The 25,227-nt window shown below is 65.5% G+C and carries 26 protein-coding genes and 1 other RNA gene; 14 read left to right on the forward strand and 13 right to left on the reverse strand.

The window, feature by feature from the left end:
• Positions 1-20 precede the first annotated feature (20 nt).
• Both clpS and A3OM_RS24215 read right to left on the reverse strand, forming a co-directional pair.
• The gene (clpS, locus tag A3OM_RS0115995; protein ID WP_018044775.1) at positions 21-467 is read right to left on the reverse strand and encodes an ATP-dependent Clp protease adapter ClpS; all 447 of its coding nucleotides are present in this window, start codon (positions 465-467) and stop codon (positions 21-23) included.
• Positions 468-779: 312 nt separating this feature from the next.
• On the reverse strand, positions 780-1,124 hold the full coding sequence (locus A3OM_RS24215) for a phasin family protein (protein ID WP_051074421.1): 345 nt from the start codon (positions 1,122-1,124) through the stop codon (positions 780-782).
• Between the two features lie 300 nt (positions 1,125-1,424).
• Between A3OM_RS24215 and A3OM_RS0116005 the strand changes: the two genes are divergently transcribed.
• On the forward strand, positions 1,425-2,915 hold the full coding sequence (locus A3OM_RS0116005) for an SPOR domain-containing protein (protein WP_018044777.1): 1,491 nt from the start codon (positions 1,425-1,427) through the stop codon (positions 2,913-2,915).
• Between the two features lie 146 nt (positions 2,916-3,061).
• On the opposite strand, the gene A3OM_RS0116010 is transcribed toward A3OM_RS0116005, so the two are convergent.
• The 3 genes from A3OM_RS0116010 to A3OM_RS0116020 form a co-directional block, all read right to left on the reverse strand.
• Positions 3,062-3,775 (reverse strand): DnaJ domain-containing protein, encoded by a 714-nt coding sequence (locus tag A3OM_RS0116010; RefSeq protein WP_018044778.1) that lies wholly within the window; start codon positions 3,773-3,775, stop codon positions 3,062-3,064.
• Positions 3,772-4,029: a hypothetical protein gene (locus A3OM_RS0116015; protein WP_018044779.1), complete on the reverse strand. Its 258-nt coding sequence runs from the start codon at positions 4,027-4,029 to the stop codon at positions 3,772-3,774. Before A3OM_RS0116015 ends, A3OM_RS0116010 begins: the two co-directional genes overlap by 4 nt.
• A gap of 87 nt (positions 4,030-4,116) precedes the next feature.
• Positions 4,117-5,250 (reverse strand): trypsin-like peptidase domain-containing protein, encoded by a 1,134-nt coding sequence (locus A3OM_RS0116020; protein WP_018044780.1) that lies wholly within the window; start codon positions 5,248-5,250, stop codon positions 4,117-4,119.
• A 424-nt stretch (positions 5,251-5,674) separates the two neighbouring features.
• On the opposite strand from A3OM_RS0116020, the gene A3OM_RS0116025 reads away from it, so the two are divergent.
• Complete coding sequence (locus A3OM_RS0116025; protein ID WP_018044781.1) at positions 5,675-5,890, forward strand: hypothetical protein; 216 nt, start codon at positions 5,675-5,677, stop codon at positions 5,888-5,890.
• A gap of 219 nt (positions 5,891-6,109) precedes the next feature.
• Here the strand turns inward: A3OM_RS0116025 and A3OM_RS0116030 are convergent, their stop codons facing one another.
• Positions 6,110-6,310 carry a hypothetical protein gene (locus A3OM_RS0116030; RefSeq protein ID WP_018044782.1) on the reverse strand — a complete coding sequence of 67 codons (201 nt, stop codon included), beginning with the start codon at positions 6,308-6,310 and terminating at the stop codon, positions 6,110-6,112.
• A gap of 71 nt (positions 6,311-6,381) precedes the next feature.
• Complete coding sequence (locus A3OM_RS0116035) at positions 6,382-7,290, reverse strand: DUF817 domain-containing protein (RefSeq protein ID WP_051074422.1); 909 nt, start codon at positions 7,288-7,290, stop codon at positions 6,382-6,384.
• Positions 7,291-7,403: 113 nt separating this feature from the next.
• Here A3OM_RS0116035 and A3OM_RS0116040 point away from each other — a divergent pair, with 113 nt between their 5' ends.
• From A3OM_RS0116040 to A3OM_RS0116050, 3 genes are all read left to right on the forward strand, one after another.
• Positions 7,404-7,826: a hypothetical protein gene (locus tag A3OM_RS0116040; RefSeq protein ID WP_043764814.1), complete on the forward strand. Its 423-nt coding sequence runs from the start codon at positions 7,404-7,406 to the stop codon at positions 7,824-7,826.
• A 139-nt stretch (positions 7,827-7,965) separates the two neighbouring features.
• Complete coding sequence (scpA, locus tag A3OM_RS0116045; protein WP_026176105.1) at positions 7,966-10,131, forward strand: methylmalonyl-CoA mutase; 2,166 nt, start codon at positions 7,966-7,968, stop codon at positions 10,129-10,131.
• Between the two features lie 176 nt (positions 10,132-10,307).
• Positions 10,308-11,741, forward strand: coding sequence for a mannose-1-phosphate guanylyltransferase/mannose-6-phosphate isomerase (locus A3OM_RS0116050; protein WP_026176106.1), 1,434 nt, complete (start codon positions 10,308-10,310; stop codon positions 11,739-11,741).
• A 15-nt stretch (positions 11,742-11,756) separates the two neighbouring features.
• Here the strand turns inward: A3OM_RS0116050 and A3OM_RS0116055 are convergent, their stop codons facing one another.
• Positions 11,757-13,292: a YifB family Mg chelatase-like AAA ATPase gene (locus A3OM_RS0116055; RefSeq protein WP_018044787.1), complete on the reverse strand. Its 1,536-nt coding sequence runs from the start codon at positions 13,290-13,292 to the stop codon at positions 11,757-11,759.
• A 145-nt stretch (positions 13,293-13,437) separates the two neighbouring features.
• On the opposite strand from A3OM_RS0116055, the gene A3OM_RS0116060 reads away from it, so the two are divergent.
• From A3OM_RS0116060 to A3OM_RS0116070, 4 genes are all read left to right on the forward strand, one after another.
• Positions 13,438-13,701, forward strand: coding sequence for a PepSY domain-containing protein (locus tag A3OM_RS0116060; protein ID WP_018044788.1), 264 nt, complete (start codon positions 13,438-13,440; stop codon positions 13,699-13,701).
• 55 nt (positions 13,702-13,756) lie between these two features.
• An RNA gene (gene ffs, locus A3OM_RS25380) (signal recognition particle sRNA small type) lies at positions 13,757-13,855 on the forward strand.
• An 86-nt stretch (positions 13,856-13,941) separates the two neighbouring features.
• Positions 13,942-15,807, forward strand: coding sequence for a DNA polymerase III subunit gamma/tau (locus A3OM_RS0116065; protein WP_018044789.1), 1,866 nt, complete (start codon positions 13,942-13,944; stop codon positions 15,805-15,807).
• Between the two features lie 60 nt (positions 15,808-15,867).
• Positions 15,868-16,188 carry a YbaB/EbfC family nucleoid-associated protein gene (locus tag A3OM_RS0116070; RefSeq protein WP_018044790.1) on the forward strand — a complete coding sequence of 107 codons (321 nt, stop codon included), beginning with the start codon at positions 15,868-15,870 and terminating at the stop codon, positions 16,186-16,188.
• Positions 16,189-16,252: 64 nt separating this feature from the next.
• On the opposite strand, the gene A3OM_RS0116075 is transcribed toward A3OM_RS0116070, so the two are convergent.
• On the reverse strand, positions 16,253-17,869 hold the full coding sequence (locus A3OM_RS0116075; RefSeq protein WP_018044791.1) for a phosphoenolpyruvate carboxykinase: 1,617 nt from the start codon (positions 17,867-17,869) through the stop codon (positions 16,253-16,255).
• A 347-nt stretch (positions 17,870-18,216) separates the two neighbouring features.
• On the opposite strand from A3OM_RS0116075, the gene recR reads away from it, so the two are divergent.
• The 4 genes from recR to truA all read left to right on the forward strand — a co-directional run bounded on the left by recR (position 18,217) and on the right by truA (position 21,215).
• Positions 18,217-18,822, forward strand: a complete 606-nt coding sequence (gene recR / locus A3OM_RS0116080; protein WP_018044792.1) for a recombination mediator RecR — start codon at positions 18,217-18,219, stop codon at positions 18,820-18,822.
• Between the two features lie 114 nt (positions 18,823-18,936).
• Positions 18,937-19,455 carry a peptide deformylase gene (locus A3OM_RS0116085; protein WP_018044793.1) on the forward strand — a complete coding sequence of 173 codons (519 nt, stop codon included), beginning with the start codon at positions 18,937-18,939 and terminating at the stop codon, positions 19,453-19,455.
• A 28-nt stretch (positions 19,456-19,483) separates the two neighbouring features.
• Positions 19,484-20,413: a methionyl-tRNA formyltransferase gene (gene fmt, locus A3OM_RS0116090; RefSeq protein WP_018044794.1), complete on the forward strand. Its 930-nt coding sequence runs from the start codon at positions 19,484-19,486 to the stop codon at positions 20,411-20,413.
• Positions 20,414-20,438: 25 nt separating this feature from the next.
• Positions 20,439-21,215 (forward strand): tRNA pseudouridine(38-40) synthase TruA, encoded by a 777-nt coding sequence (truA, locus tag A3OM_RS0116095; RefSeq protein WP_018044795.1) that lies wholly within the window; start codon positions 20,439-20,441, stop codon positions 21,213-21,215.
• Here truA and dapE read toward each other — a convergent pair.
• A complete protein-coding gene (dapE, locus tag A3OM_RS0116100; RefSeq protein WP_018044796.1) occupies positions 21,182-22,405 on the reverse strand; it encodes a succinyl-diaminopimelate desuccinylase in 1,224 nt (407 codons plus the stop codon). The genes truA and dapE overlap by 34 nt on opposite strands.
• A gap of 91 nt (positions 22,406-22,496) precedes the next feature.
• On the opposite strand from dapE, the gene moeB reads away from it, so the two are divergent.
• Positions 22,497-23,273, forward strand: coding sequence for a molybdopterin-synthase adenylyltransferase MoeB (gene moeB, locus A3OM_RS0116105; RefSeq protein ID WP_018044797.1), 777 nt, complete (start codon positions 22,497-22,499; stop codon positions 23,271-23,273).
• A gap of 3 nt (positions 23,274-23,276) precedes the next feature.
• Here moeB and A3OM_RS0116110 read toward each other — a convergent pair whose 3' ends face one another.
• From A3OM_RS0116110 to fdh3B, 3 genes are all read right to left on the reverse strand, one after another.
• Positions 23,277-23,480: a hypothetical protein gene (locus tag A3OM_RS0116110; protein ID WP_018044798.1), complete on the reverse strand. Its 204-nt coding sequence runs from the start codon at positions 23,478-23,480 to the stop codon at positions 23,277-23,279.
• A 63-nt stretch (positions 23,481-23,543) separates the two neighbouring features.
• Positions 23,544-24,575: a formate dehydrogenase subunit gamma gene (locus tag A3OM_RS0116115; RefSeq protein ID WP_018044799.1), complete on the reverse strand. Its 1,032-nt coding sequence runs from the start codon at positions 24,573-24,575 to the stop codon at positions 23,544-23,546.
• 47 nt (positions 24,576-24,622) lie between these two features.
• A complete protein-coding gene (gene fdh3B / locus A3OM_RS0116120; protein ID WP_018044800.1) occupies positions 24,623-25,219 on the reverse strand; it encodes a formate dehydrogenase FDH3 subunit beta in 597 nt (198 codons plus the stop codon).
• Positions 25,220-25,227: the final 8 nt, after the last annotated feature.

Below are 25,227 nucleotides of genomic sequence, written 5' to 3' on the forward strand. Positions count from 1 at the left end.
CGGGTCCTCGTGTGAAGTGCCTATTTTTTTTCCATGACGCACTGGAGAGGATGTTGGTGTTTGCGCGCGAAGTCCATGACCTGCGTCACCTTGGTCTCCGCCACCTCATAGGTAAAGATCCCGCACTCGCCGACGCCATTCTGATGCACGTGCATCATGATCTGGTAGGCATCGGCCTGTGATTTGTTGAAAAATTTCTCGACTACGTGCACGACGAACTCCATCGGCGTGTAATCGTCGTTGAGAAGGAGTACGCGGTACAGGCTCGGCCGTTTCGTCTTGGGTTTGGTCCGAGTGATGATCGCAGTCCCCGAGCGACCATCGTCATTACCGCCCGGTCCAATGGGATCGGCTGCGCGCGGAGTCGAAGGATCGTCAGGGATCGCGCCATCAAGCCCAGCGGTCGTGGCGGCGCCGCTGTGATCCGTATTGAGGGAGACCAGACAACGCATCGGGTCGTCGGACATCGGAATAGCATCGACCCCATTTGTGGCAGAGAAGCCCGGACGCGGATTGTGAGACCCCACCGGCTTCCCGACTGCACGCTGGCGCCGCGCGCCTGCTTCACCATCAATCTATAGGCCGTTTCCCGACTTCGCCAGTCGCCTGCGCGCACTTGTCCGGTACGTGGCGCGGTGAACGCCTGCCGCCGGGCGGACTTTACCCGGCAATGCCGCAGGAAGGTGCGATGACGCACGAAAAAGGGCGACCGAGCCGTCGCTCGATCACCCTTTGGCATATCATTCTTGTCGTCGCCGGCTCCAACGCCGGACGGACGCTCAGTTGGTAGCGGGAAGCTTGATCTTGGTCAGGCCCTCGAGCGGCTTGCCGATCTCCTTGGCGAGCTCGGCATACAGGCCGCCGACCAGCTTCGCTTGAGCGACCATGCGCTCGTAGGACGCCTTCATGAACTCGGCCTGGATTTCCATGGCGCTCTGAGGGGTCTTCGCCTCAGACAGCTTCTTCATCGTGGCGGTGCCATGCTCGAAGGACTGCTTGGTGAAGTCCGCCATCTCGGTGCCGACGGTCTGGTTCGTCCGGGCGACGAGCGACACGCTCTTCATCGCCGAATCGAAGCCGGACTTGTCGAAAGCGGGGATCTTGTCGAAGGGCTGGAAAGTCATGGGATGCGAGATACCCTTGCGGGCATTCCTCTGGGGCCGGATGTCGACAAGGCCGGTTCCCCGACCCGCGGAATCGACCAACGCCTTCTTTATGTGCAATGCACCATGGGTCGTCAAGATTTATATTGCACCGCAGCGAAAGCGAGCAAATTGATGCCGTGGCATTAACCGGGCCGTAACCGCGTCGACCTAGCCTGATTGACAGATGTTGCGAGGGCACGGCGGCACGTTCGCCGGCCTTGCAGTGATGATGCAGTGCAAGCCGACCTCAGGGTTGGTTGTCGAGGACACCCCGTCGCGATGCGTAGCGTTCCGAGTCGCTCCCGGACGACCCATGGACTGCCGGCCCTGATTACGGCCGCAGCTGTTCTCACGGCCATCGCCTCGCCCGCCGATGCGCGTCGTGGGCACCATCACCGGGGCGGTGGCGGGGGCTACAACCCGCCCTACGCCGCCATGGTGGTCGATGTGAAGACGGGCCGCACCCTGCATGCGGTCAATGAGGATTCCCTCCGCCACCCGGCGTCGATCACGAAGGTGATGACGCTCTACATGCTGTTCGAACAGCTCGAGCGTGGCCGTTTCAACCTCGACTCGCCCCTGACCATCTCGGCATTCGCCGCCGCCCGGCCGCCGTCCAAGCTCGGTCTCCGGCCCGGCTCGACGATTGAGGTGGAGGACGCGATCAAGGCGATCGTGACGAAATCCGCCAATGACGTGGCCTGCGCCATCGGCGAGAACATTGCCGGCTCGGAGCCGAAATTCGCCGAGATGATGACCCGCAAGGCACAGGCCCTGGGAATGTCCCGGACCAACTACGCCAACGCCTCGGGCCTGCCCGATGCGGACCAGATCACCACGGCGCGCGACCTGACCATCCTCGCCCGGGCGATCCAGGACCGGTTTCCGCGCTACTACAAGTACTTCCAGACCCGCTCCTTCGCCTTCCGCGGCCGGGTCATCGGCAACCACAACCGGCTCCTGGGCAATGTCGAAGGCGTGGACGGCATCAAGACCGGCTACACCCGCGATTCCGGCTTCAACCTGATGACCGCCGCCAAGTCCGACGACCGCCAGATCGTGGCGATCGTGCTCGGCGGAAAGTCCGGTGCCAGCCGCGACCGCATCATGGCCGATCTCGTCCGGGCGAACCTGCCGCGCGCCTATGCCGGCAACCGCCAGGCACCGGCGGTGACGGAAGTCGCCGAGCGTGGCCGCCCGGCCGTGGTGGCGGACGCCACGTCGCGGACGCGCACTCAGGTCGCCTCGGCCGACGACGAGGAGATCGAGGTGGAGACCACCGCCTCGACCCAACCTCTCGACATCAGCCCGCGCCAGACCACGACCCCTGGAAGTGCCGGTGCCAAGTGGCGGAGCGGCGCTCTCCCGGCCTCGGCTCAGGCCTATGCACCGAGCAGCGCACCCGCCGCTTTCCCCGGAACCAAGGCTTCGCCCAGCGGCAAGTCGGATGCACGTCTCGCATCGGTCGATGGCGCCCGGCCCGAGCCCGCCCCGAAGTCAGCGTCCACGAGCCGCGTCACGCCTACCGCCTGGGTGATCCAACTCGGCGCCATGGACGACGAAGACAAGGCGAAGTCGATGCTTTCCGAGGCGCGCAGCCGGGCCGGAAGCGCCCTGTCCAAGGCCTCGCCCTACACGGTCAGGGTCGATCATGGCGGCGCCACCCTCTACCGGGCTCGGTTCTCGGGCTTCAGCGAACAGGAAGCCGCGCAGGACGCCTGCTCGACCCTGAAGCGCAACGGCTTCAACTGCTTCGCCACGCGAAGCTGAAACCCGCCATCGCGACGGCTTAGCTTTTCAGAAGCTGGAAGCCCTCCTGACATCGGTGACGACGCCATTTGCGTCCTCGCCGAACCCAGTCGGCTGTTCGCCGGCCGGGTCCGATCGAGCATTTTTCTGGCAACGCGCGTGGAGTATCAGCGATGTCGGCTCACAAGCCTGTCTCGGGCCGCGTTGATGCGCGAAGCCCCCTCGACCGTTCCGCCCTGGTCGGGATGCCACCGTTTCATCAGCGTGCGATGAGCCGTGCGGATCTGCTGCAGGGTCGCCCCGCTCTGAAGCCCCAGGATCTGGTGGGCCTCCTCTTGCGTCATCGCCCCTGGATCCGGCGGACGGCGCGACCGCGCGTCGGAATCTCTCTCAGCGTCTTCACGCCCGGCGGCCGTTCTGCCGTCGAGATACGTCTGTAAACGGCGCGCGGCGATGCGGTCAGCCTTGCGGCAGACGGCGAGGATCTGCATCAGCGCCGCTTCAGGAAGCTGCGACAGGCGCCGCCCGGCATAGGGACCGATCTGGACGATCCCGTCAGCGGTCCGCCCATCGGGCATCACCTCGAACAGCACGATCGTGGGCCGCGAGACGGATGCGCGCCTGAACAGGCCGCGAAGCCGGGCGACCACGGCGTCGACACCGTCGAGGAACCAGAACGCGACGCCCCCGAACAGGATCGCGAGTTCGATCCGACCACGAACCGCAGCCACGCCGGCCAGGGCGAGCAAGACATAGCCGCCGATCCGTCTCGCCAGTCGCGGCGTGATCAGCCGACCCATGCGCCGGACGAGGTGGGGCTTGGCGGTCTTGGCGTACCACCACAGGACGAACAGGGCCGCGAGGGCGGCAAGGATGGTCATCGGCGCATGTCGTGGTCGAGCGTGACCCGTCCGCCGATCCTGACCTGGACATCGCCGATCCGGTGGAAGCCGCCCTGCGCTCCCACGTCCTCGGCGCTGCGATCCGGACACGTGTCGCGCGGCGGGATGCGAACCCCCTCGGGAGCATCGTCGGGGCATAGGCGCCGCGACGCGTCCCTCGCTCCGGCCGGCATCACGCCGAGCACGAGCGCGACGCAGACGAGGGATCGGAACAGGCGGGCCTTCGTCGTCATTGCGGTGTCTTGCGTGTTGTCGTTCGGCGCGGTTTCAACCCTACTGCACCGGAAACGGCCTTTATGACAGCCCGGCCTGGGAAAGCCTTATTGCCGCGTCTCGGCCACATCCGCCGTGATGACCTTCACCTTGCGGATGCGGCCGTCCCGCTCGACGGCGAGATCGACGGCCTTGCCGATGCCCGCCGCCTCCATCGCGGCGGTGAGATCGGCGAGGCGGTGCACCGGCTGACCGCCGGCTCCGACGATGACATCGCCGATCGTACCGGTCTGGACATCGACACCGCGCAATCCGGCCTCGGCGGCCGGCGATCCGCGCAGGACCCGCAGGACCACGACGCCGTCGATCCCGAGACGCGCGGCGGTCGCTTCCTGACCGGCGATGATGCCGATGCCCGGATTGCGGGTGCGGCCGTTGCGGATGAGTTCGGGCACGACCCGGTTCACCACGTCCACGGGGATCGCGAAGCCGATGCCGGCGCTGGCACCCGAGGGAGAATAGATCGCCGTGTTGACGCCCACGAGTCGCCCCGCGGAATCGAGGAGCGGCCCCCCGGAATTGCCGGGATTGATCGCGGCGTCGGTCTGGATCACGCCGGACAACTCCCTCCCCTCCCCCGTCGGGAGGCGGCGACGAAGAGCGCTGATGACGCCCGTCGTGAGGGTATGGTCGAGGCCGAACGGGTTGCCGATGGCGAAGGCCGCTTGCCCGACCTTGAGATCCGCCGAGGTACCGATGGCCAGGGGCGGCGGAACGACACCGGTGCCGCCGAGGCGAAGCACGGCGAGGTCGTAGCTCGGCGCGGTCCCGACGATCGTCGCTGGGCGGACCTCCCCCGAGGATAGGCGGACGGACACCGAGCCACCCCTTTGGGCCGCGCCCGCCACTACGTGATTGTTGGTGACCACGTGCCCGGCGGCATCCCAAACGAAGCCCGTGCCCGTCTGCGCGCCGTTGCCCCCTTCGCCCTCCTCGGAATCGGGGCTCATCAGGGAACGCCCCTGGGCAGCGGCCTGGGCGAAGACATGCACGACCGACGGGCTCGCGCGCTCGAACAAGGTCGCGGTGGACGTTTCGGATGGGGCCAGATCCCCCCGGGCCGTGATCGCTCGAGGAGTTTCAGCCGAGAACAGGAGCGCCGCCACATAGGGCTGTCCGACGTAGAGCGCCATGAGCACCAGGGCCGCCGTGATCGCCATGCGGCCAAAGCGATCCGACATGTCACATCCCTTTCACAGCTTTGGAAAAATTCTGGACTGCGTCCGTCGCATTAACTGGTCGGTCACCCATCTCCGTTCAACTGTTTTCACGGGCGGCACGATCCGGGTGCGCGGGCACACGGTTCCGTCCCAAGGTTCAAGCTACAAGTTCAATCAGCACTGTCACCCTCAACTCTTCATCATAAAAAGAGGGCGTCCCAGGGCAGCCGCCTCAAGCTTTGTGTTCAAAACATGATGTTTAAGGCGGGGGATAAAGGATCGGGTCTGCCATACTCATCATGGCAATGCCCAAATTGATCGCAAAGCTGCCCTAGAGATGCTTCCATTCTCACGGAAACACGTCCCGCGCTGGCTGCACCGAATGCTGGCCCAGCAGCACAGACCCGCGGGGAACGACCCTCTCAGGTTCAAGGAAAACATCGCTATGGAAACCGAAGCCCTCGAACGTCCCGCCGATCTAACGATCTGGCGGACCACCCCCGTCCCGGCGCCGCTGGCTCAGCCCGCGCGCTACGGCACCCTTCGCGAGGCGATCGAGGCCGCCGCAGGCGCCCTGACCGACCCGGCAAAGCAGCCGTGGATCATCACCGAGGAAGGCGAAATCCTCTCGCCGAACTGGATCCGCACCTATCTCAACTGAGGTGATGCGGCCTCTCGCGGCCTCCTGACGAGGCCAGGAAGACCCAGCCGCCGGCGCGGAACCGACCGCGCCGCACGGCGGACGTCCCGATCTGTCGTGAACCGAGCCGGGCTGTTCGTTACGTTTTCGGCCCCTGGCGACACGCACGACTCATCCTGCCGGATGACCTGCCCCAATGCGGGCGCTCATCCGGCCTCTCCCACCGGAGGTAACCGGGGCTCAGACCTGCCGGTCCACGACTGCGCCTTGGCCTTCGGGAAGAATGGCCTTCTGTTGATCGGCGGATTGCTGCAAGAGCTGGGCGATGGCCCGATCACTCTCACCTTGCTTGCGTATGAAGGTCGTCTGCATCGACTCGCGCGTCGCAGCGCTCTGGTTCGAGACGATCGACTGCGCGAGGCCGGCGATGGAATCACTCATGAACGGGGTTCCTCATGGCTCAGACGGGCTTAGCCCGCCCGATCTTGCCAAACACTGAAGAAAGCCAGTCGCTATTGTTTGTAATTTCCCCGTTCGATCTCGCCGTCCCGATAAACCTCCGGCTTGTTCACGAGGGAGACCAGAACGTAGGAAACGATCATCAGGAGGTACCAGGAACCAAGCTTCGGCCAGGAAACCATCGCCCAGGTCGATACCTGGTTCGGATAGAGCCAGACCCGCGTTCCGGTACCGATGTTCTCGGCGAGCCAGATGAACAGGGCGACGAGCAGGAAGCCCAGGAGAAGCGGCATCCGCCGGTGTACCCGCCAGACCTTGAAATGCACCCAGGTTCGGCCGAACAGCAGGGCCGTCGCCGCGAACAACCCGAGGCGGATGTCCGTTACGTAGTGGTGCGTGAAAAAGTTAAGGTAGATCGCCGTGGCCAGCAGAAGCGTCGCACCGGTGCCGGGATGGTGGGTGAAGCGGAAATCGAACAGGCGCCACACCCGGGCGATGTAGGAGCCGATGCTCGCATACATGAAGCCCGTGAAGAGCGGCACGCCGGCGATGCGGAGCAGGCTGGCCTCCGGGTAGATCCATGACCCAACGGCGGTCTTGAAGATCTCCATCACCGTGCCGACCACATGGAAGAGCGCGATCACCTTCGCCTCCTCCCAGGTCTCCATGCGCAGGGCGAGAAGGGCGACCTGGATCATCACGGCCGAGAGGGTCAGCATGTCGTATCGGCTCAGCGTGACCTGGGCGGGATAGAACAGGTAGCTGCCGATCAGGAGGGCGCACAGCAATCCGCCGAACAGGCAGGCCCATCCCTGCTTGATGCCGAAACGCAGGAACTCGTAGACCCCGGCCACCAGAGGTCCACGTGCCAGAGCCCAGGCGCCGACCCGCGCCTCGATGGCGACGAACCGGGCAATGGGGCGCCATAGGCGGGCCGCGCTGGCGGTCGGAATGTCTGTCACGGTGGCTGTCCCGAAGCTTTTGCGGTCTCCCTTTACCCGAATGGAGACCAGGCCCACATCGAGGCTCGGCCTTATCGATCGCGCGAGGGACCGACCGTTTGACGATCCACACGTTGTCCGACGAAACCGATCCCGAAACGCGCCGCGTGCGGCGGAACCTCGCCCGGCTTCAGGTTCTGCTCGAACGCCGCCGCGTACGCGCCGTGGCCATGCGCGGTGTCCGTGGGGCTCTCGGCGGCGGCGCCAGCTTCGCCGCCTTGGTGAAGCTGAAGCTCGCCGGCTCCCTCTTGCTCAAGGGCGGGCTAGCCCTGCTCGTCGGGCTCTGTTTCGCCTGGCCTGTCGTGGCCGGTCTCCTCCTCGGGCTCGTCCTCGTCGTTCTCGCCGTGGTGGGTGCCTTCGAGGGCGAGGCGCCGAGTTGTCCCGATACCTGCTGGAGCGCCTCGAGGCGACGCGACAGGCTGCGCGAGATGATCGACGAGCGTCTCGGATGGCTCGAAAGCCGCACCGGCCCGGCACCGCGATATCGCCGACCGTGACGAGATTGTCCCGCTCGTCGAACCCGGACCGACGGGTCCGATGACGTCACTGTTTCTCAAAATGGATTTGAGAGGGATAGCCCGAAGCCGATGCTTCACTATAATGCTTCCCCAAACGCCGCCGCACGAGTTCGATCACATGACGTCCCGTATCCCCGATTTCGCGAACGTCCCATACGCGGCAGATGCCTTCACGGCGCCCGTGCCGCCGGCGGGCGAGCCATGGATGACGCCCGAGGGCATCCCGGTGAAGGGCGTATACGGGCCGGAGGATCGCGAGGGGATCGAGTTTCTCCATACCTATCCGGGTGTGGCGCCCTACCTGCGCGGCCCCTACCCGACCATGTACGTGACCCAGCCCTGGACGATCCGGCAATATGCCGGCTTCTCCACGGCCGAGGATTCGAACGCATTCTACCGGCGCAACCTCGCCGCCGGACAGAAGGGCCTGTCGGTCGCCTTCGATCTCGCTACCCACCGCGGCTACGATTCCGATCACCCGCGTGTCTCGGGCGATGTCGGCATGGCCGGCGTGGCGATCGATTCGATCTACGACATGCGGACGCTCTTCTCGGGCATCCCGCTGGACGAGATGACCGTGTCGATGACGATGAACGGCGCGGTGCTGCCGATCCTCGCCCTCTACATCGTGGCGGCCGAAGAGCAGGGCGTGCCGCCCGAGAAACTCGCGGGCACGATCCAGAACGACATTCTCAAGGAGTTCATGGTCCGCAACACGTACATCTACCCGCCGGCGGGCTCGATGCGGATCATCGGTGATATCTTCGCCTACACCTCTGCCCATATGCCGAAGTTCAATTCGATCTCGATCTCCGGCTACCACATGCAGGAAGCCGGGGCGACGAACGACCTCGAACTCGCCTACACGCTCGCCGACGGCGTCGAGTACATCAAGGCGGGTCTCGCCGCCGGGCTCACCATCGACAAGTTTGCCCCGCGACTGTCGTTCTTCTGGGCGATCTCGACGAACTTCTTCATGGAGATCGCCAAGATGCGGGCGGCGCGCCTGATCTGGGCCAAGCTCGTGAAGGAGTTCGAGCCGAAGACGGATAAATCCCTCCCCCTGCGCACCCACAGCCAGACATCGGGCTGGTCTCTGACCGCACAGGACGTGTTCAACAACGTCACCCGCACGTGCATCGAGGCGATGGCCGCGACGCAGGGCGGCACCCAGTCGCTTCACACCAACGCCCTCGACGAAGCACTCGCGCTCCCCACCGACTTCTCGGCTCGCATCGCCCGCAACACCCAGCTTTTCCTGCAGCAGGAGAGCGGCACGACGCGCATCGTCGACCCGTGGGGCGGCTCCTACTATGTGGAGAAGCTCACCCAGGACATCGTCGCCCGCGCCTGGGAGCACCTGCGCGAAGTCGAGGAATTGGGCGGTATGGCAAAGGCCATCGAGGCCGGCATCCCCAAACTGCGCATTGAGGAAGCGGCGGCCCGCGCCCAGGCGCGGATCGATTCCGGCCGTCAGACCATCGTCGGTGTCAACAAATTCAAGCCCGAGGACGATCGCGCCATCGAGTTGATGCGCGTCGACAACGGCAATGTCCGTATGCTGCAGATCGACAAGCTCAAGCGGCTGCGCGCCGAGCGCAATCAGGCCGATGTCGATGCCGCGCTGGCGGCACTGACCGCAGCCGCCCAGGGAGAGGGCAATCTCCTGGCGCTAGGTGTCGAGGCTGCCCGCGCGAAGGCCACGGTGGGAGAGATTTCCGACGCCCTGGAGAAGGCCTGGGGCCGGCATCGCGCCGAGATCCGCTCGATCTCGGGTGTCTACAAGCGAGAGGTAGGTGGCATGTCGCCGGTGGTCGAGACCGTTCGTCAGCTCGTGGAGACCTTCGAGGAGAATGACGGGCGGCGCCCGCGCATCCTCGTCGCCAAGATGGGCCAGGACGGGCACGACCGTGGCCAGAAGGTCATTGCGTCGGCCTTCGCCGATCTCGGTTTCGACGTCGATATCGGCCCACTCTTCGCCACTCCGGCCGAAGCCGCACGACAAGCTGTGGAGAACGACGTCCACATCGTCGGCGTTTCGTCTCTCGCCGCCGGCCACCTGACGCTGGTGCCCGAATTGAAGGCGGCGCTGACTGAACAGGGACGCGGCGACGTGATGATCGTGATCGGCGGCGTGATCCCCCCGGGTGACTATCCGGCGCTCTATGCCGCTGGCGCATCAGCGATCTTTCCGCCCGGCACGGTCATTGCTGAAGCAGCCGTGAAGCTGATCGAGGAATTAAGCGGCAGGCTTGGCTACAGCGCGCGGCAGGCCGCCGAGTAGGATGACCGTATTGCTGCATCGGAATTCATGAAGATAACTTCGAGGCCATTGCCGGACGCTCACCTCCTGCCCTAATCGCGTCCGTCGCATATTTTGCCCCGCAACGGGTTGGTTGCGGCGCAGCAAGATCGTATTTCCCGGCATCGTACTGAACCTGAAATTGTGAGTTGACGCCGATGGCCTCAGGATTTTCCGCCCTCATCCATCCGGTCATCCTATGCGGTGGCTCCGGTACGCGATTGTGGCCCGCCTCCCGCGAGAGCATGCCGAAGCAGTTCACGCCGCTCGTGAATGCCGATAGTTCGACCTTCCAGGACACGGCCCGTCGCGTCGCGGATGGAACCGCCTTCTCGCGGCCGACGATCATCACCAGCAGCGACGCCCGCTTCATCGTAGCCGAACAGCTGCTTCAGGCCGAAGTCCAGGCGGACATCGTTCTCGAGCCCGAGCGGCGCGACTCAGCCGCGGCCGTCGCGGTCGCCGCCCTCCATGCCGCCCGGCGCGACCCGGAAGCGGTAGTGCTCATCCTGGCCGCCGATCACGTCATCGGCGACACGGCTGCCTTCGTGGATGCTGCGCGCGCCGCCGCTGTTGGCGCGCAGGCCGGTCGGATCATGACGCTGGGGATCGAGCCCACCGCACCGTCCACTGCCTATGGCTATATCCGCAAGGGCGCATCGATCGACGGGGTCGAAGGCGCGTATGAGGTCGGTCGCTTCGTGGAGAAGCCCAACCGTCACGGAGCGGAAAGCCTGATCGCCGATGGCGCCTTATGGAACAGCGGCTACTTCCTGTTCCGGGCCGACGTCATGCTGGCCGAGCTGGAGACCTATGCTCCAGAAATCCTGGCCGCCACCCGCGCCGCTCTCGATGGGGCGACGACCGATCTCGATTTCCTGCGCCTGGATGCTACCGCCTTCGCAAGCGCGCCGAAGACCTCGATCGATTATGCCGTGATGGAGCGGACCGATCGCGCCGGAGTCTTGCCGGTGTCCTTCCCCTGGTCCGATGTCGGCACCTGGGACGCGGTCTGGGACGTGTTGCCCCGTGATGCGTTGGGTAACGCCGTGCGCGGTCGCGTGGAACTCGTCGAGACCCGCGGTAGCCTCGTGCATAGCGAAGGCGAGCATCTCACTGCCGTGGTGGGTCTCGACGATGTCGTCGTGGTCTCGACCCCGGACGCCGTCCTCGTGACCTCGAAGGCGAAAGCCGGCCTCGTGAAGGAACTGGTCACGCAGTTGCGCGAAAAGGCCCATCCCGAGGCGGATGCGCATCGTCGGATGTTCCGCCCCTGGGGTTGGTACCAGCGCATCGATATCGGCGAGCGCTTCCAGGTGAAGCGCATCATGGTGACGCCGGGCGGGCGGCTCTCGCTGCAGAAGCATTTCCACCGGGCCGAGCATTGGGTCGTGGTTCGCGGGACCGCCGAGGTCACCGTGGACGATCGCGTCGTGCTGGTTCACGAGAACGAGGCCGTGTACCTGCCCATCGGTTCGATGCATCGTCTCACCAATCCGGGCAAGATCCCCCTCGAACTCATCGAGGTCCAAGTCGGATCCTATACCGGTGAGGACGACATCATCCGCGTCGAGGACATCTACGGACGATAGGCGCGACGGTCGGGCTCAAGCGGCTACGGGTCGCTCGACCCGGCCGCGATAGGACAGGGCCTCGGCGAGGTGGAGGCGGCGCACCTGCTCTTCGCCGTCGAGATCCGCCAAGGTTCGTGCCACGCGCAATACGCGGTGGAAGCCTCGTGCCGAGAGACGCATCGTCTCCGCCGCGTTGCGGATCAGAGCCGTACCGTCTGCATCAGGCGCCGCCATCTCCTCGATCAGCGGCACCGGACAGGTCGCGTTCGTGACGACGCCGGTCAGGCCGTGCGCCGCGAAACGTGCGGCCTGCAGCGCCCTTGCCGAGGCGACGCGTGCCGCTGCCTCCGCCGAGCCTTCGGCCGGAGTAGGCAAGATCAGATCGGCCGCCGTGACGGCACCGACTTCGATCCGCAAGTCGATGCGATCGAGGAGTGGCCCTGATATCCGCGCGCCATATTGGGCGACGCAGCGGTCGTTGGGTCCGCGCCGGCAGGCATAGCCCGGCTCCAGGGCCTGACCGCACCGACAGGGATTCATGGCGGCAATCAGCTGGAACCGCGCGGGGTACGTCACCCGGTGATTGGCGCGGGCTATCATGACCTCGCCGGTTTCCATCGGCTGGCGCAGGGAATCGAGCACCTGCGGTGTGAACTCGGGAAGCTCGTCGAGGAACAGCACGCCGCCATGCGCCAGTGAGGCCTCGCCGGGGCGGGCATTGATACCCCCCCCTACGAGGGCAGCCATCGACGCCGAATGGTGAGGTTGCCGGAACGGCCGACGGTTCGACAGAGCTCCGCCTTTCAACTCACCGGCCACCGACTGGATCATCGAGACTTCGAGGAGCTCGCGGGGCCCGAGCGGCGGCAGGATGGAGGGAAGCCGGGCCGCGAGCATCGATTTACCCGCACCGGGCGGGCCATTCATCAGAAGATTGTGGCCTCCGGCGGCGGCGATCTCCAGGGCACGTTTGGCTCCCTCCTGGCCCTTGATGTCGCGAAGGTCCGGCAGCCGTCCCGTGGTCGTGGCCACGGCCGGCTCCGGGCGTGCCATGACCTGACTGCCCTTGAAATGGTTCGCGAGCTGGATCAGTGAGCGCGGGGCCAGAACGTCCATGTCGCCACCGGCCCATGCCGCTTCGGGCCCCGTCGCGGCCGGGCAGATCAGACCGAGCCCCCGCGAATTCGCCGCCATGGCGGCGGGCAAGACGCCGTTCACCGCTGTGATCGTGCCGTCCAGGGCCAGCTCGCCGAGGACGCAATATCCGGCGAGCGCATCGGGCGGGATCGCGCCAATGGCGGCCATCACCGCGAGCGCGATGGGTAGATCGTAATGCGATCCCTCCTTCGGCAAGTCCGCCGGAGCGAGGTTGACGGTGATGCGCTTTGCCGGAAGCGCAAGTCCCGATGCGATCAGGGCCGAGCGGACGCGCTCCCGCGATTCCGCCACGGCCTTGTCGGCCAGACCAACCACCATGAAAACTACGGCGCCGGGAGCGATCTGCACCTGCACGTCGACGGCACGCGCCTCGATTCCCTCGAAGGCAACGGTGGCGACGCGGGTGACCATGGTTTCGAGCCTCTGAGGTTAAGGCCAAGGTTATGGCGAGCCGGCGCCCGTGACAACCAGCGCGTGCGCCCTTGCGGAATTGTCATGGAACTCCGGCAGGGCTGTACCGTTCGCAACCGTCTGATTTCCACCCAAGGAGATGTCCATGTTGATCAAGACCGCCGGCCTCGCAGCCATTGCCCTCGGTTTCGCCCTGACCGGTACCGCCTTCGCCGACAGGGCACCGACGCCCGAGGAACTCACCAAGATCGAGGCGACCTTGAAGAAGGAAGGCTTCGTGAAGTGGAAGAAGATCGAGGTCGAGGATCATGAGATCGACGTGGACGATGCCATCGATGCCAATGGCAAGCAGTTCGACCTCGAGCTCGACCCCAAGACCTTCGCCATCACCACCCGCGAAGCCGAATAGAGGTCCGGCCTCGTGACGCGCTTGCGTTACGCCGAAGCGCCGGCCATATAGCGCTTGGGAGGTTGGCGAGGGACGTTTCACTCGCCAACCGGGTCAGGTCCGGAAGGAAGCAGCCCTAACGAGACCGAGCGGGTCTTCGTCCAGCCTCCCACCTTCGTCGGTCCTCACCGATCGACCTGTCCGAGGCCCCGCGTGGCGGCATTCCCCCGACCCGGGGCCGTTCGAACCACGCAAGGCGGCATGGACGCGACTTCCGGCACACCGAGCGATCTTCCTGGCCTGCCGGGCTTGCCCGAGCCCGTGCCGGCGGTGACGCCCTATCGGGTTCTCGCCCGCAAGTACCGCCCTCAGAATTTCGACGACCTGATCGGCCAGGGTGCCATGGTGCGCACGCTTGCCAATGCGTTCGCGGCCAACCGCATTCCACAGGCGTGGATGCTCACCGGCGTACGCGGCGTCGGGAAGACGACGACGGCCCGCATTCTCGCACGGGGCCTCAACTATGTCCGCGACGGCCATCCCGATACCGGCCCTACCATCGCCATGCCGGAGCTCGGCCGGCATTGTCAGGCGATCATGGAATCCCGGCACATGGACGTGCTGGAGATGGATGCCGCCTCGCATACCGGCATCGACGACGTGCGCGGCATAATCGACGGCATTCGTTACTCGCCGGTCTCGGCCCGCTACAAGGTCTACATCGTAGACGAGGTGCATATGCTCTCGGAGAAGGCGTTCAACGCCTTCCTGAAGACCCTCGAAGAGCCGCCGCCCCACGCCAAGTTCGTCTTCGCCACCACCGAGATCCGCAAGGTCCCGGTGACGATCCTGTCACGCTGCCAGCGCTTCGATCTGCGCCGGGTCGAGGCCGACACCATGGTCGCGCATCTCGCCCGGATCTGTGCGGCCGAGAATGTCGAGGCAGAGCCGGAAGCCCTGGCGGCGATCACCCGCGCCGCCGAAGGCTCCGTGCGCGATGCGCTCTCTCTCCTCGATCAGGCCATTGCCCATGGGGCTGGTCTCGTGACCGGGGCGAGCGTGCGCGACATGCTCGGCCTCGCCGACAGGGGGCGGATCGTCGACCTCTTCGAGGCGGTGATGCGCGGCGACGTTCCGGCGAGCTTCGCGGAAGTGCGTGGCCAGTACGAGGCCGGTGCCGACCCGGCGGTGATCCTGTCGGATCTCGCGAGCTTCACCCATCTCGTCACTCGCCTGAAGCTTGTGCCCGAGGCCGCCGCCGCGGACCCAACGCTCAGCGCCGACGAGCGCGGCCGGGGCGGCGCATTCGCGGCCAAGCTCTCGGTGCGCGCCCTGTCACGGGCGTGGCAGATACTTCTGAAGGCCATCCCCGAGGTCCAGGTCGCTGCAAGACCGCTGGCCGCCACAGAGATGGCGCTCGTGCGCCTCGCCTATGCCGCCGATCTCCCGACGCCGGACGAGGCGCTGAGGCAACTGAGGACCGAGGCTCTGGCATCGCCTCAGACGCAAGCGGCACCCTCCGCCTCCCCGCCCGCTCCCATCAGCGCCCCCCCTCCGCCCCAGCCCTCGCCCCCGGCATCGGTGGAGCCGCCGCCACGACCGGCTCTGACCCTGGCCGCTAGCGGCGGCGTGCGGGCGGCCCTCGTACCGTCACCCGTTCCGCAAGTTCCCGCCGTTTCGGCCGGGCCGCGTCTTGCTCGGTTCGAGGATGTCGTGGCGATGGCCGACGAGCGACGCGATATCGGCCTCAAGATGGCCCTCGAACGGGAGGTCCATCTCGTCCGTTTCGAGGAGGGCCGGATCGAATTCCGTCTCGCCGACGGCGGTCGCCAGAGTCTCGCCAACGATCTCGCCCGGTCCCTGGACGCCTGGACGGGGCAGCGCTGGATCGTTGCCCTCTCGAAGGAGGCAGGCGAGCCGACCCTCGCCTACAAGGCCCGCGCCGCTCTCGAATCACGCCATGAGAATGCCGCCGCCCACCCCCTGGTGCGGGAGGTCCTGGCACGCTTTCCGGGCGCTCAGATCGTCGATGTTCGGGACAAGGCCCCTCCCGTCGAGATCGCCGAAAGCGTCGACCTCGCCGGTCCGGAAATCTCAGTCGGCGACGAACCGGACGACGAAGCGTAGCGTTCCTTCAGGCGCCACCCTAGATCACGTTCCTCGCAACTCTTTCGGACATCTCACGCCATGCGCGACCTCATGGGAATCATGAAGCAGGCCCAGGCCATGCAGGAGAAGATGGCGAGCCTTCAAAATGAGCTCGACCTTGTCGAGGTGAAGGGCGCCTCCGGCGGCGGGGCCGTTACGGTGACGATGACGGCGAAAGGGCTCGTCAAGGGCGTCACTCTCGACCCGAGCCTGTTGATTCCCGACGAGCGCGAAATCCTCGAAGATTTGATTGTGGCCGCAGTCAACGATGCGCGCAGCAAGGCCGAAGGCGTTGCGGCCGAGCGCATGGCCGAGTTGACCAAGGGGCTACCGATCCCGCCCGGTATGAAGCTTTTCTGAAGCTTCCTTCGGCCTAGAAAGTCCCCGATCCGGGCTCGCGCCGGGATCGGGCGATGATCTGCCGTCAGGCGGCGATGACCTGCACGGGCTCGGCGGCACGCACGTCTGCATCAACGTGGTCTTCGAAGCGCTTGAAGTTGTCCTTGAACATCGTCACCAGCCGTGTCGCCGTCTCGGCGAAAGCGACTTTGTTGACCCAAGTCTTCACCGGCTGAAGGATATGCGGCTCGACACCCGGAACGAAAGCCGGGACGGCGAAGCCGAAATACGGATCGCGGCGGAACTCCGCTTTCGACAGCGATCCATCCAAGGCGGCCGCGAGCAGTCGCCGTGTCACCCGGATCGGCATGCGACGTCCGGTGCCTACGCCGCCACCGGTCCAGCCAGTGTTCACGAGCCAGCAATCGACCTCGTGATGGGCGATGAGGTTGCGCAGCAGGTTGCCGTAGACGCTCGGATGGCGCGGCATGAACGGTGCACCGAAGCAGGTCGAAAACGTCGCTTCCGGCGCGGTCAGGCCGCGCTCCGTGCCGGCGACCTTGGCGGTGTAACCGGAGAGGAAATGGTACATCGCCTCAGCGCCCGTCAGCTTGGCGATGGGCGGCATCACCCCGAAGGCATCGCAGGTGAGCATAACGATGTTCTTCGGGTGCGCGGCCCGGCCCGTCGCGCTGGCATTGGCGATGAAGTCGAGCGGGTAGGCGCAGCGGGTGTTCTCGGTGAGCGACGCATCGTCGAAATCGGGGCGACGCGACAGCGGGTCGATCACCACGTTCTCCATCACCGTGCCGAAACGCTCGGTCGTGGCGTAGATCTCGGGCTCGGCGTTGCGGGAGAGACGGATGGTCTTCGCGTAGCACCCGCCTTCGAAGTTGAAGATGCCGTCCTTGCTCCAGCCATGCTCGTCGTCGCCGAGGAGTTGCCGCGAGGAATTGTTCGAGAGTGTGGTCTTGCCGGTGCCCGAGAGGCCGAAGAACAGGGCCGAGTCCCCCTCGGCATCCAGGGCTGCGTTGGCCGAGCAATGCATCGGCATCACGCCCGCGCCGGGCAGGACGTAGTTCAGGTAGGTGAAGACCGACTTCTTCATCTCGCCGGCATAGGCGCTGCCGCCGATGAGGACGATCTTCCGGGTGAAGTCGATGGCGATGACGGTCTTCGAGCGGCAGCCATGGCGGTGCGGTTCGGCCTGGAAGCTCGGAAAATCGATGATCGTCAGACCGGGGACGTAATCGGCGAGCGCCGAACGCTCGGGCCGGATCAGCAGGTTGCGGATGAAGAGCGAGTGCCAGGCGAGTTCGGTGAAGACCCGCGCCTGGACGCGGTGGGCCGGATCCGCACCGCCATAAAGGTCCTGGGCGAAGAGCTCGCGCCCCTCGGCATGGCTCAGGAAGTCCTGGTACAGCGTCTCGAACTGCTCCGGCGTGATCGCACCGTTATTCTCCCACCAGATCTCGTTCTCGGTGCCGGCGTCGCGGACGATGAACTTGTCCTTTGGCGAACGACCGGTATGGCTGCCCGTGGTCGCCACCAGGGCGCCGCCATGGGCGAGCTGCGATTCACCACGGCTCAGAGATTCCTCATAGAGTCGAGGAGCTTCGAGGTTCCAATGAACCGCTTTCAGATTGCGCAGGCCGATTTCTTCGGGTCCATGGCTGGCGTTGAACTCGCCGAAATATGTCACGTCCGCTACTCCTCGAACACCTGATCGCTTTGAGGTCTGGCTTGGCCGGAATCTCCCATTCGTCTTCCGGACTGTTCGATGGAGCGTCCACGCGGTCGTTCAGGTCCGCCGCGCACAGGTTCACCACTCTATCGAACGGACCTGCTTATTCTCCGGCGCCCACCGGTCAATTGAGACGGCAACGGTTTCGAAGACGAACGGAAAGATCTGTCAGAGAAACAAAGGGGTATCCCGAGAATGCCCGGAGCGGCGTCGCAACGCATGCGGCGGTGGCAATTCCCGACTACAAGGCAATCGAATCCGACCCCATTTAACGAGGACGGCGATGGCCGTCTGACGGAACCCGTATGGCCCAAGCCGTTGCCGGCCCCGAAATCGAACGCCTGATCCAGCTCCTCGCCCGCATGCCGGGGCTCGGCCCGCGCTCGGCCCGGCGCGCGGCGCTTCATCTCATTAAAAAGCGTGACACTCTGCTCGCTCCGCTGGCGGACGCGATGAAAGTTGCTTCCGAGCGCATCGTCGTGTGCCAGGAATGCGGCAACGTCGATACGAGCGACCCATGCACCATCTGCCGCGACGCATCGCGCGATCCCTCCATCCTGGTCGTGGTCGAGGATGTGTCCGATCTCTGGGCCCTGGAGCGTTCGGGCGCGGTGACGGCGCGCTATCACGTTCTCGGCGGCGTGCTCTCCGCCCTCGATGGCGTCCGGCCGGAGCATCTCAATCTCGCGAGCCTGGTGGACCGGGCTGGGAATGGCGATGTCCGGGAGATCATTCTGGCTCTGAACGCCACGGTCGATGGCCAGACCACCGCGCATTACGTCACCGAATCCCTGGCGCATCACGGTCTGAAAGTGACCCGCCTCGCCCATGGCGTGCCGGTGGGGGGTGAGCTCGACTATCTCGACGAGGGCACACTCTCGGCGGCCATCCGAAGCCGGACGGCCTTCTGAATTGTTTTCCCATCGATTTGACCGACCATCCGCCAAACCGTATCTGCGGGTCCGGCACGGCGGACCCGAGAGACGGGGAGCCGGACCCTTCTCATCGACAGATCCGGCCGAGTCATGACCATCCGCCCCCTCGTCATCCTGCCAGACGCCCGCCTGCGTCAGGTGTCGACCCCCGTCGGTACCATCGACGACGAGATCCGCACCCTCGCCGCCGACATGCTGGAGACGATGTACGATGCCCCGGGCGTCGGCCTCGCCGCCATCCAGGTCGGCGTGACCAAGCGTGTCGTCACGATCGACACCTCTAAGGACGAGAACGCGCGGCAGCCGCAGATCTTCATCGACCCGGAGATCGTCTGGGCTTCGGAGGAGAAGCGCGTCTACGACGAGGGCTGCCTGTCGATCCCCGAATATTACGGGGAAGTGGAACGGCCCGACCGCGTGCGCGTGCGCTTTCGCGACCTTTCGGGGGAATCCCGCGAGATCGAGGCGGACGGGCTCCTTGCCACCTGCATCCAGCACGAGATCGATCATCTCGACGGCGTGCTCTTCATCGATCACCTGTCGAAGCTGAAGCGCGACCGCGTCATCAAGAAGTTCGTTAAGGCGGCCAAGCGCGGCGAGGACGTCTGATCCCATCCTTCAGCAGAGAGCGCGCGCGATGAAGCTCGTCTTCATGGGGACGCCCGATTTCGCCGTGGCGACCCTGGCGCGCCTGGCGGAAGACGGTCACGATATCGCCGCGGTCTATACCCGCGCGCCGGCACGGTCCGGGCGAGGCATGGCGTTACGACCGTCCCCCGTCCATGCGCTGGCGGACGGGCTCGGCCTGCCGGTTCACACCCCCGCCACCCTGAAATCGCCGGACGCGCTCACGCTCTTCCGGTCACACGGATGCGATGTCGCCGTCGTGGTCGCCTATGGGATGCTGCTGCCGCAGGCGATCCTCGACGTGCCGCGCCACGGGTGCCTGAACCTTCACGCCTCCCTGCTGCCACGCTGGCGTGGGGCTGCACCGATCCAGCGCGCTATCATGGCGGGGGATACGGAGAGTGGCGTGGGCATCATGCGCATGGAGGCGGGCCTCGACACCGGCCCCGTAGCCCTGGAAGAGCGGGTCGCCATCGCCCCCGGTATGAGCGCGGGAGACCTGCACGATGCGCTGATGCCCATTGGCGCGGCGCTCATGAGCCGAGCCCTCAGCCAACTGGAACACGAGCCCCTCCCCCTTACGCGCCAGTCCGAAGAGGGGCTCGTCTACGCGCGCAAGATCACCAACGAGGAGGCGCGCATCGATTGGTCCAAGCCGGCGCGCGAGGTGGCGAACCACATCAACGGGCTCTCGCCCTTCCCCGGCGCCTTCTTCGAAACCGATCTCGGTAAGGGGCCGGAACGCGTAAAGGTACTACGCGCCATGCCAACGGAGGGACAGAGCGCGCCCGGCACTCTGCTCGATGCGGCCGGAGTCATTGCCTGCGCTAAGGACGCGGTACAGCTCACCGAGTTGCGCCGGGCCGGCAAGGGCGGCATCGTCACGGGTGCGGACTTCGTGCGTGGTGCGCATCTCGCGCCGGGAACGCGCTTCCCGTGAACTCAGAGACCGGGGGCCGTCGCTGATGCCCCGCTACAAACTCGTTATCGAGTATGACGGCGCTCCATTCTGCGGATGGCAGCGGCAGGCCGAAGACGTAACCGTTCAGGGCGCCATCGAGGATGCCGTGAAACGCTTCACGGGGGAGGATCTGCGCCTGACCTGCGCCGGTCGGACGGATGCCGGCGTTCACGCCATCCATCAAGTCGCTCATCTCGACCTGAGCAAGGAATGGCGCACGGATACGGTGCGCGACGCCCTGAACGCCCATCTCCGACCGCTTCCGGTCGCCATCGTCAGCGCCGAGCGGGTCGGAGCGGGTTTCGATGCGCGGCACTCCGCGATCCGCCGGCATTACCGCTATCGTATCTTCAACCGGCGCAGCCCCCCCGCCATGACGCGCGACCATGTCTGGCACGTGCCGTGGCCACTCGATGCCGAGGTGATGCACAGGGCCGCGCAAGGTCTCCTCGGTCGCCACGACTTCACCGCCTTTCGTGCCGCCGAATGTCAGGCGAACAGCCCGATCCGCACTCTCGAACAGCTCGACGTAGCTACGGTGACGATGGGCCTGTTCGAGGAGATCGTGATCTCGACCTCGGCGCGCTCGTTCCTGCACCATCAGGTCCGCGCCATGGTCGGAACGCTTATGATGGCCGGCTGCGGCCGTTTCGGCATCGCCGAGGTCGCCGACATCCTGGCGAGCCGCGACCGCGCCCGCTGCGGCCCGATGGCGCCTGCCAAGGGACTGACCTTCGTGGGGGTGGATTACGGGCCGGACGGCGAACGCCCCGAAAAGTAAGCCGACACCACCCGCCTGTAGATCGCGGTCAGCCGATCGAGATCGGCGATAGCTACGCATTCGTCGGTCTGGTGCATGGTCTCGCCCACGAGGCCGAACTCGATGACCGGGCAGGCATCCTTGATGAAACGGGCATCCGACGTGCCTCCGGTGGTGGACAGGACCGGCCGTAGCCCGGTCTCGGTCTCGATCGCTTCGACCACGAGGTCCGTGAACCCGTCCGGCGCGGTGAGGAAGGCGGGCGAGTTCGAAGGCTGAAGGTCCAGGGTGAACCGGACGGCGTTGCCGGCGGCCGCCTCCAGCCGCCGTTGGATCTCGGCACCCAGTGTCTCCGCCGTCCAACCCTCGTTGAAGCGAATGTTAAAGGTGGCGCGGGCATCGGCCGGGATGACGTTGGTGGCCGGATTGCCGACGTCGATGGTGGTGAACTCGAGGTTCGACGCATCGAAATGCGCGGTGCCGCCATCGAGCGGCTCGGCGAGAAGGGCGGAGGCGAGGCGCAGCAGGCCGGGGATGGGATTCTCCGCCTTTTGGGGATACGCCACGTGGCCCTGGCGGCCATGGACGACGAGCTTGCCGGTGAGAGACCCGCGCCGACCGATCTTGATCATCTCGCCGAGGCGCGCCGGGTTGGTGGGCTCGCCGAGAAGGCAATGGTCGAAACGCTCGCCGCGCGCCTTCGCCCATTCGAGGAGCTTCACCGTGCCGTTGATGGCTGGCCCCTCCTCGTCTCCGGTGATGAGGAACCCGATGGAGCCGTTGAACGCCCCTCCCCGCTCGGCGACGAAAGCGAGCGCTGCCGAGAGCATGCAAGCGATGCCGCCCTTCATGTCGACCGCGCCGCGGCCGTAGAGCATGCCGTCCGATACCGCGCCGTCGAACGGCCCGTGGCGCCACGCATCAACGGCACCGGGCGGGACGACGTCGGTATGGCCCGCGAAAAGGAGATAGGGGCTGCCTGTCCCGATCCGCGCGTAGAGATTGTCGATGTCGGGCGTTCCCGGCTCCGAGAAGCGCGGGCGCTCGACGGTGAAACCCGCTTCCTCCAAGACGTGGCCGAGCCATTGCAGGGCACCGCCCTCCTCCGGCGTCACCGACGGGCAGCGGATGAGGGCCTGGGCGAGGGCCAGCGGCGAGTGATCGGCGATAACGGGAGAGGACACGGGCATCGTCTCGTCGAGATGGGACATTCCGCTGTCGCGAATAAGCGGCACGGTACCGAGACGCAAATACCGTCCCGATGGCCTTTCAGCGCCTCGCCGCAGGGGTTATCTCACCGAGATGGCCTTCTCCAGCGACGAAGTCGAACGCTACGCCCGCCACCTCGTCCTGCGCGAGGTCGGAGGACCGGGACAAGCGCGTTTGCAGGCGGCGCGGGTGCTCGTCATCGGCGCCGGCGGGCTCGGCGCGCCACTGATCCAGTATCTGGCAGCGGCCGGCATCGGCACGATTGGCATCGCCGACGACGACACGGTCTCGCTCTCGAACCTGCAGCGGCAGGTGATCCACGGCACCCCCGATATCGGCCGCACGAAAATCGACAGCGCAACCGACGCCGTGGCGCGTCTCAACCCGTATGTGCGGATCGAACCGCATCACATGCGGATCGACCGGGACAATGCCGTCGACCTCATTCGCAAGTACGACGTTGTCGCCGACGGATCGGACAATTTCGCGACCCGCTACGCCGTCTCCGATGCCTGTTTCCACGCGAGGCGTCCTCTCGTCACGGCCGCCCTGGGGCAATTCGATGGCACACTGACGACGATCCGTGCCCATGAGACTAGGTCGGACGGCCGCCCCAATCCGACCTATCGCTGCTTGTTTCCGAACCCACCACCGCCCGGCAGCGTACCCGCCTGTGCGGAAGCCGGCGTGCTGGGTGCCCTTGCCGGGGTGATGGGATCTCTGATGGCGATGGAGGTGATCCGCGCGGTGGCGGATTTCGGCGAGCCGCTGGTTGGTCGGTTGCTCATGGTCGATGCCCGATCCATGCGGTTCGAGACGCTCGGCTATGGCTGGGACGAGGGCAATCCGTTGAGTGGATCGGCGACGTAAGGTTCAGGATTTCGAAGGCTTCTCCGGATCGGGCGTGATCCCGTTCCAGTTCGGTCCGACGAGGTTGCTGTGGCCCGCCGGGTCGGAGACCCGCGCGCCGGAAGTCGAGAAAACCTGATACGCGAAGCGCTGCTGCTGGTTGAGGAGCATGGCTGCCAGCGTGCCGAGGGCGACGGCGACGACGAGAGCGATGATGAAGGCTTTCATGGACGTTGTCCGATCCTCGACATGCCGGCTCCGGTCGCCGAACGCCTGTATAGGTTCAATAGGTTACTCGGCAGGCACCTGATGGCGCCCGAGCTGCGGGCCGCTCGCGGTCTTGGCCTGTTCTTCCTCGACCCAGAGATCATGGTGGACTTTGGCCCAGCCGAGATCGACCTTGCCACTGCCCATGGCGTCGTAAGCACCCTCCATGCCGAGGGTACCGATGTAGATATGGGCAAGGATGCCGGCGATGAACGCGATGCCGATGAGAGCGTGAATCACCTGCATCAGCTGCATTCCGGTGATGTCGGTGAGGGCGAAGGGGAAGATCATCATCAGGCCGGTGCCGCTCATGGCCGAGCCGAAGCCGATCACCATCCAGAACACCATCTTCTGGCCTGCGTTGAAGCGGCCGGCGCTGGGATGCTTGTCGCCGACGAAACCGCCGAAGGCCTTGATCCAGTCGATATCGATCTTGTTCGGGATGTTGTCCTTCAGCCAGAGCACCAGCATCAGGGCAACACCGATCATGAACGGCCACGCGAGGTAGATGTGGCTGAACTTGGCGTATTGCGCCACCACGCCGAACGCATCCGCGCCGATGAGTGGCATCAGTAGGCGCTTGCCAAAGATGTAGTTCAGGCCGGACAGGGCCAGGATGATGAAGCAGCTCGACGTCATCCAATGCGCGAACCGCTCGAACCCGTTGAAGCGCAGGATCTTGCGGCCGGTATCTGGACCGGGCTCCATCAGGATACGGCCCCGCAAGAAGTAGAACAGGCCGAGAAGGGCGACGGCGCCGAGTACGGCGAGCGCGCTGAGCCAGGGCAGCCAACGTTCCCGGAAATCGCGATAGTCGCGGCCGGCGGGCTGGATCAGGTGCGCCGCCTTCCCGTCGGGGATGCTGATGCGGCCGGTGATCTTCGGGTCCTGCTTGAACAGGAACTCCTCGTTGACGGATTCCGCCGTCGGGTTCTGCCCGGTCGGGTTCAGTCCGTCGCGCGTCTGCTGCGCGAAGGAGGTCGACGAGGCCCCGACAGCCGCCGTGAGGATGGTCGCTGCGACCAGCGTCCTGAAAGTCGTCAGTGTCCGCCGCATCGGCGTTTCCTTCCTGAAGTCTCGGCCCCGGCAGTCCAGTCCGTCGCCTAGATGGCGACGGTTTCGCGATAGGCGGTCTTCCAGCCCCATGCGCCGGAGCCGTAGCCGCGCTTGATAACGCGCTGCTTGTAGATCTGAGCGATCATCTCACCGTCGCCCGCCAGCAACGCCTTGGTGGAGCACATCTCGGCGCAGAGCGGCAGCTTGCCTTCGGCGAGACGGTTCGAACCGTATTTCTCGTATTCGATGGTCGAGAAATCAGATTCGGGGCCACCCGCGCAGTAGGTGCACTTGTCCATCTTGCCGCGCGAGCCGAAATTGCCGACCTTCGGATATTGCGGCGCGCCGAAGGGACATGCGTAGAAGCAGTAGCCGCAGCCGATGCAGATGTCCTTGGAATGCAACACCACCGCGTCGGCCGTGGTGTAGAAGCAGTTCACCGGGCACACCGCCGCGCAGGGCGCGTCGGTGCAGTGCATGCAGGCCATGGAAACCGAGCGCTCGCCAGGCTTGCCGTCATTGAGCGTGACGACGCGCCGGCGGTTGATGCCCCACGGCACCTCATGTTCGTTCTTGCAGGCGGTGACGCAGGCGTTGCACTCGATGCAGCGGTCCGCGTCGCAGAGGAATTTCATGCGAGCCATGGCGATTG

The sequence above is a fragment of the Methylobacterium sp. 88A genome (genome assembly GCF_000376345.1).
GTDB lineage: Bacteria > Pseudomonadota > Alphaproteobacteria > Rhizobiales > Beijerinckiaceae > Methylobacterium > Methylobacterium bullatum.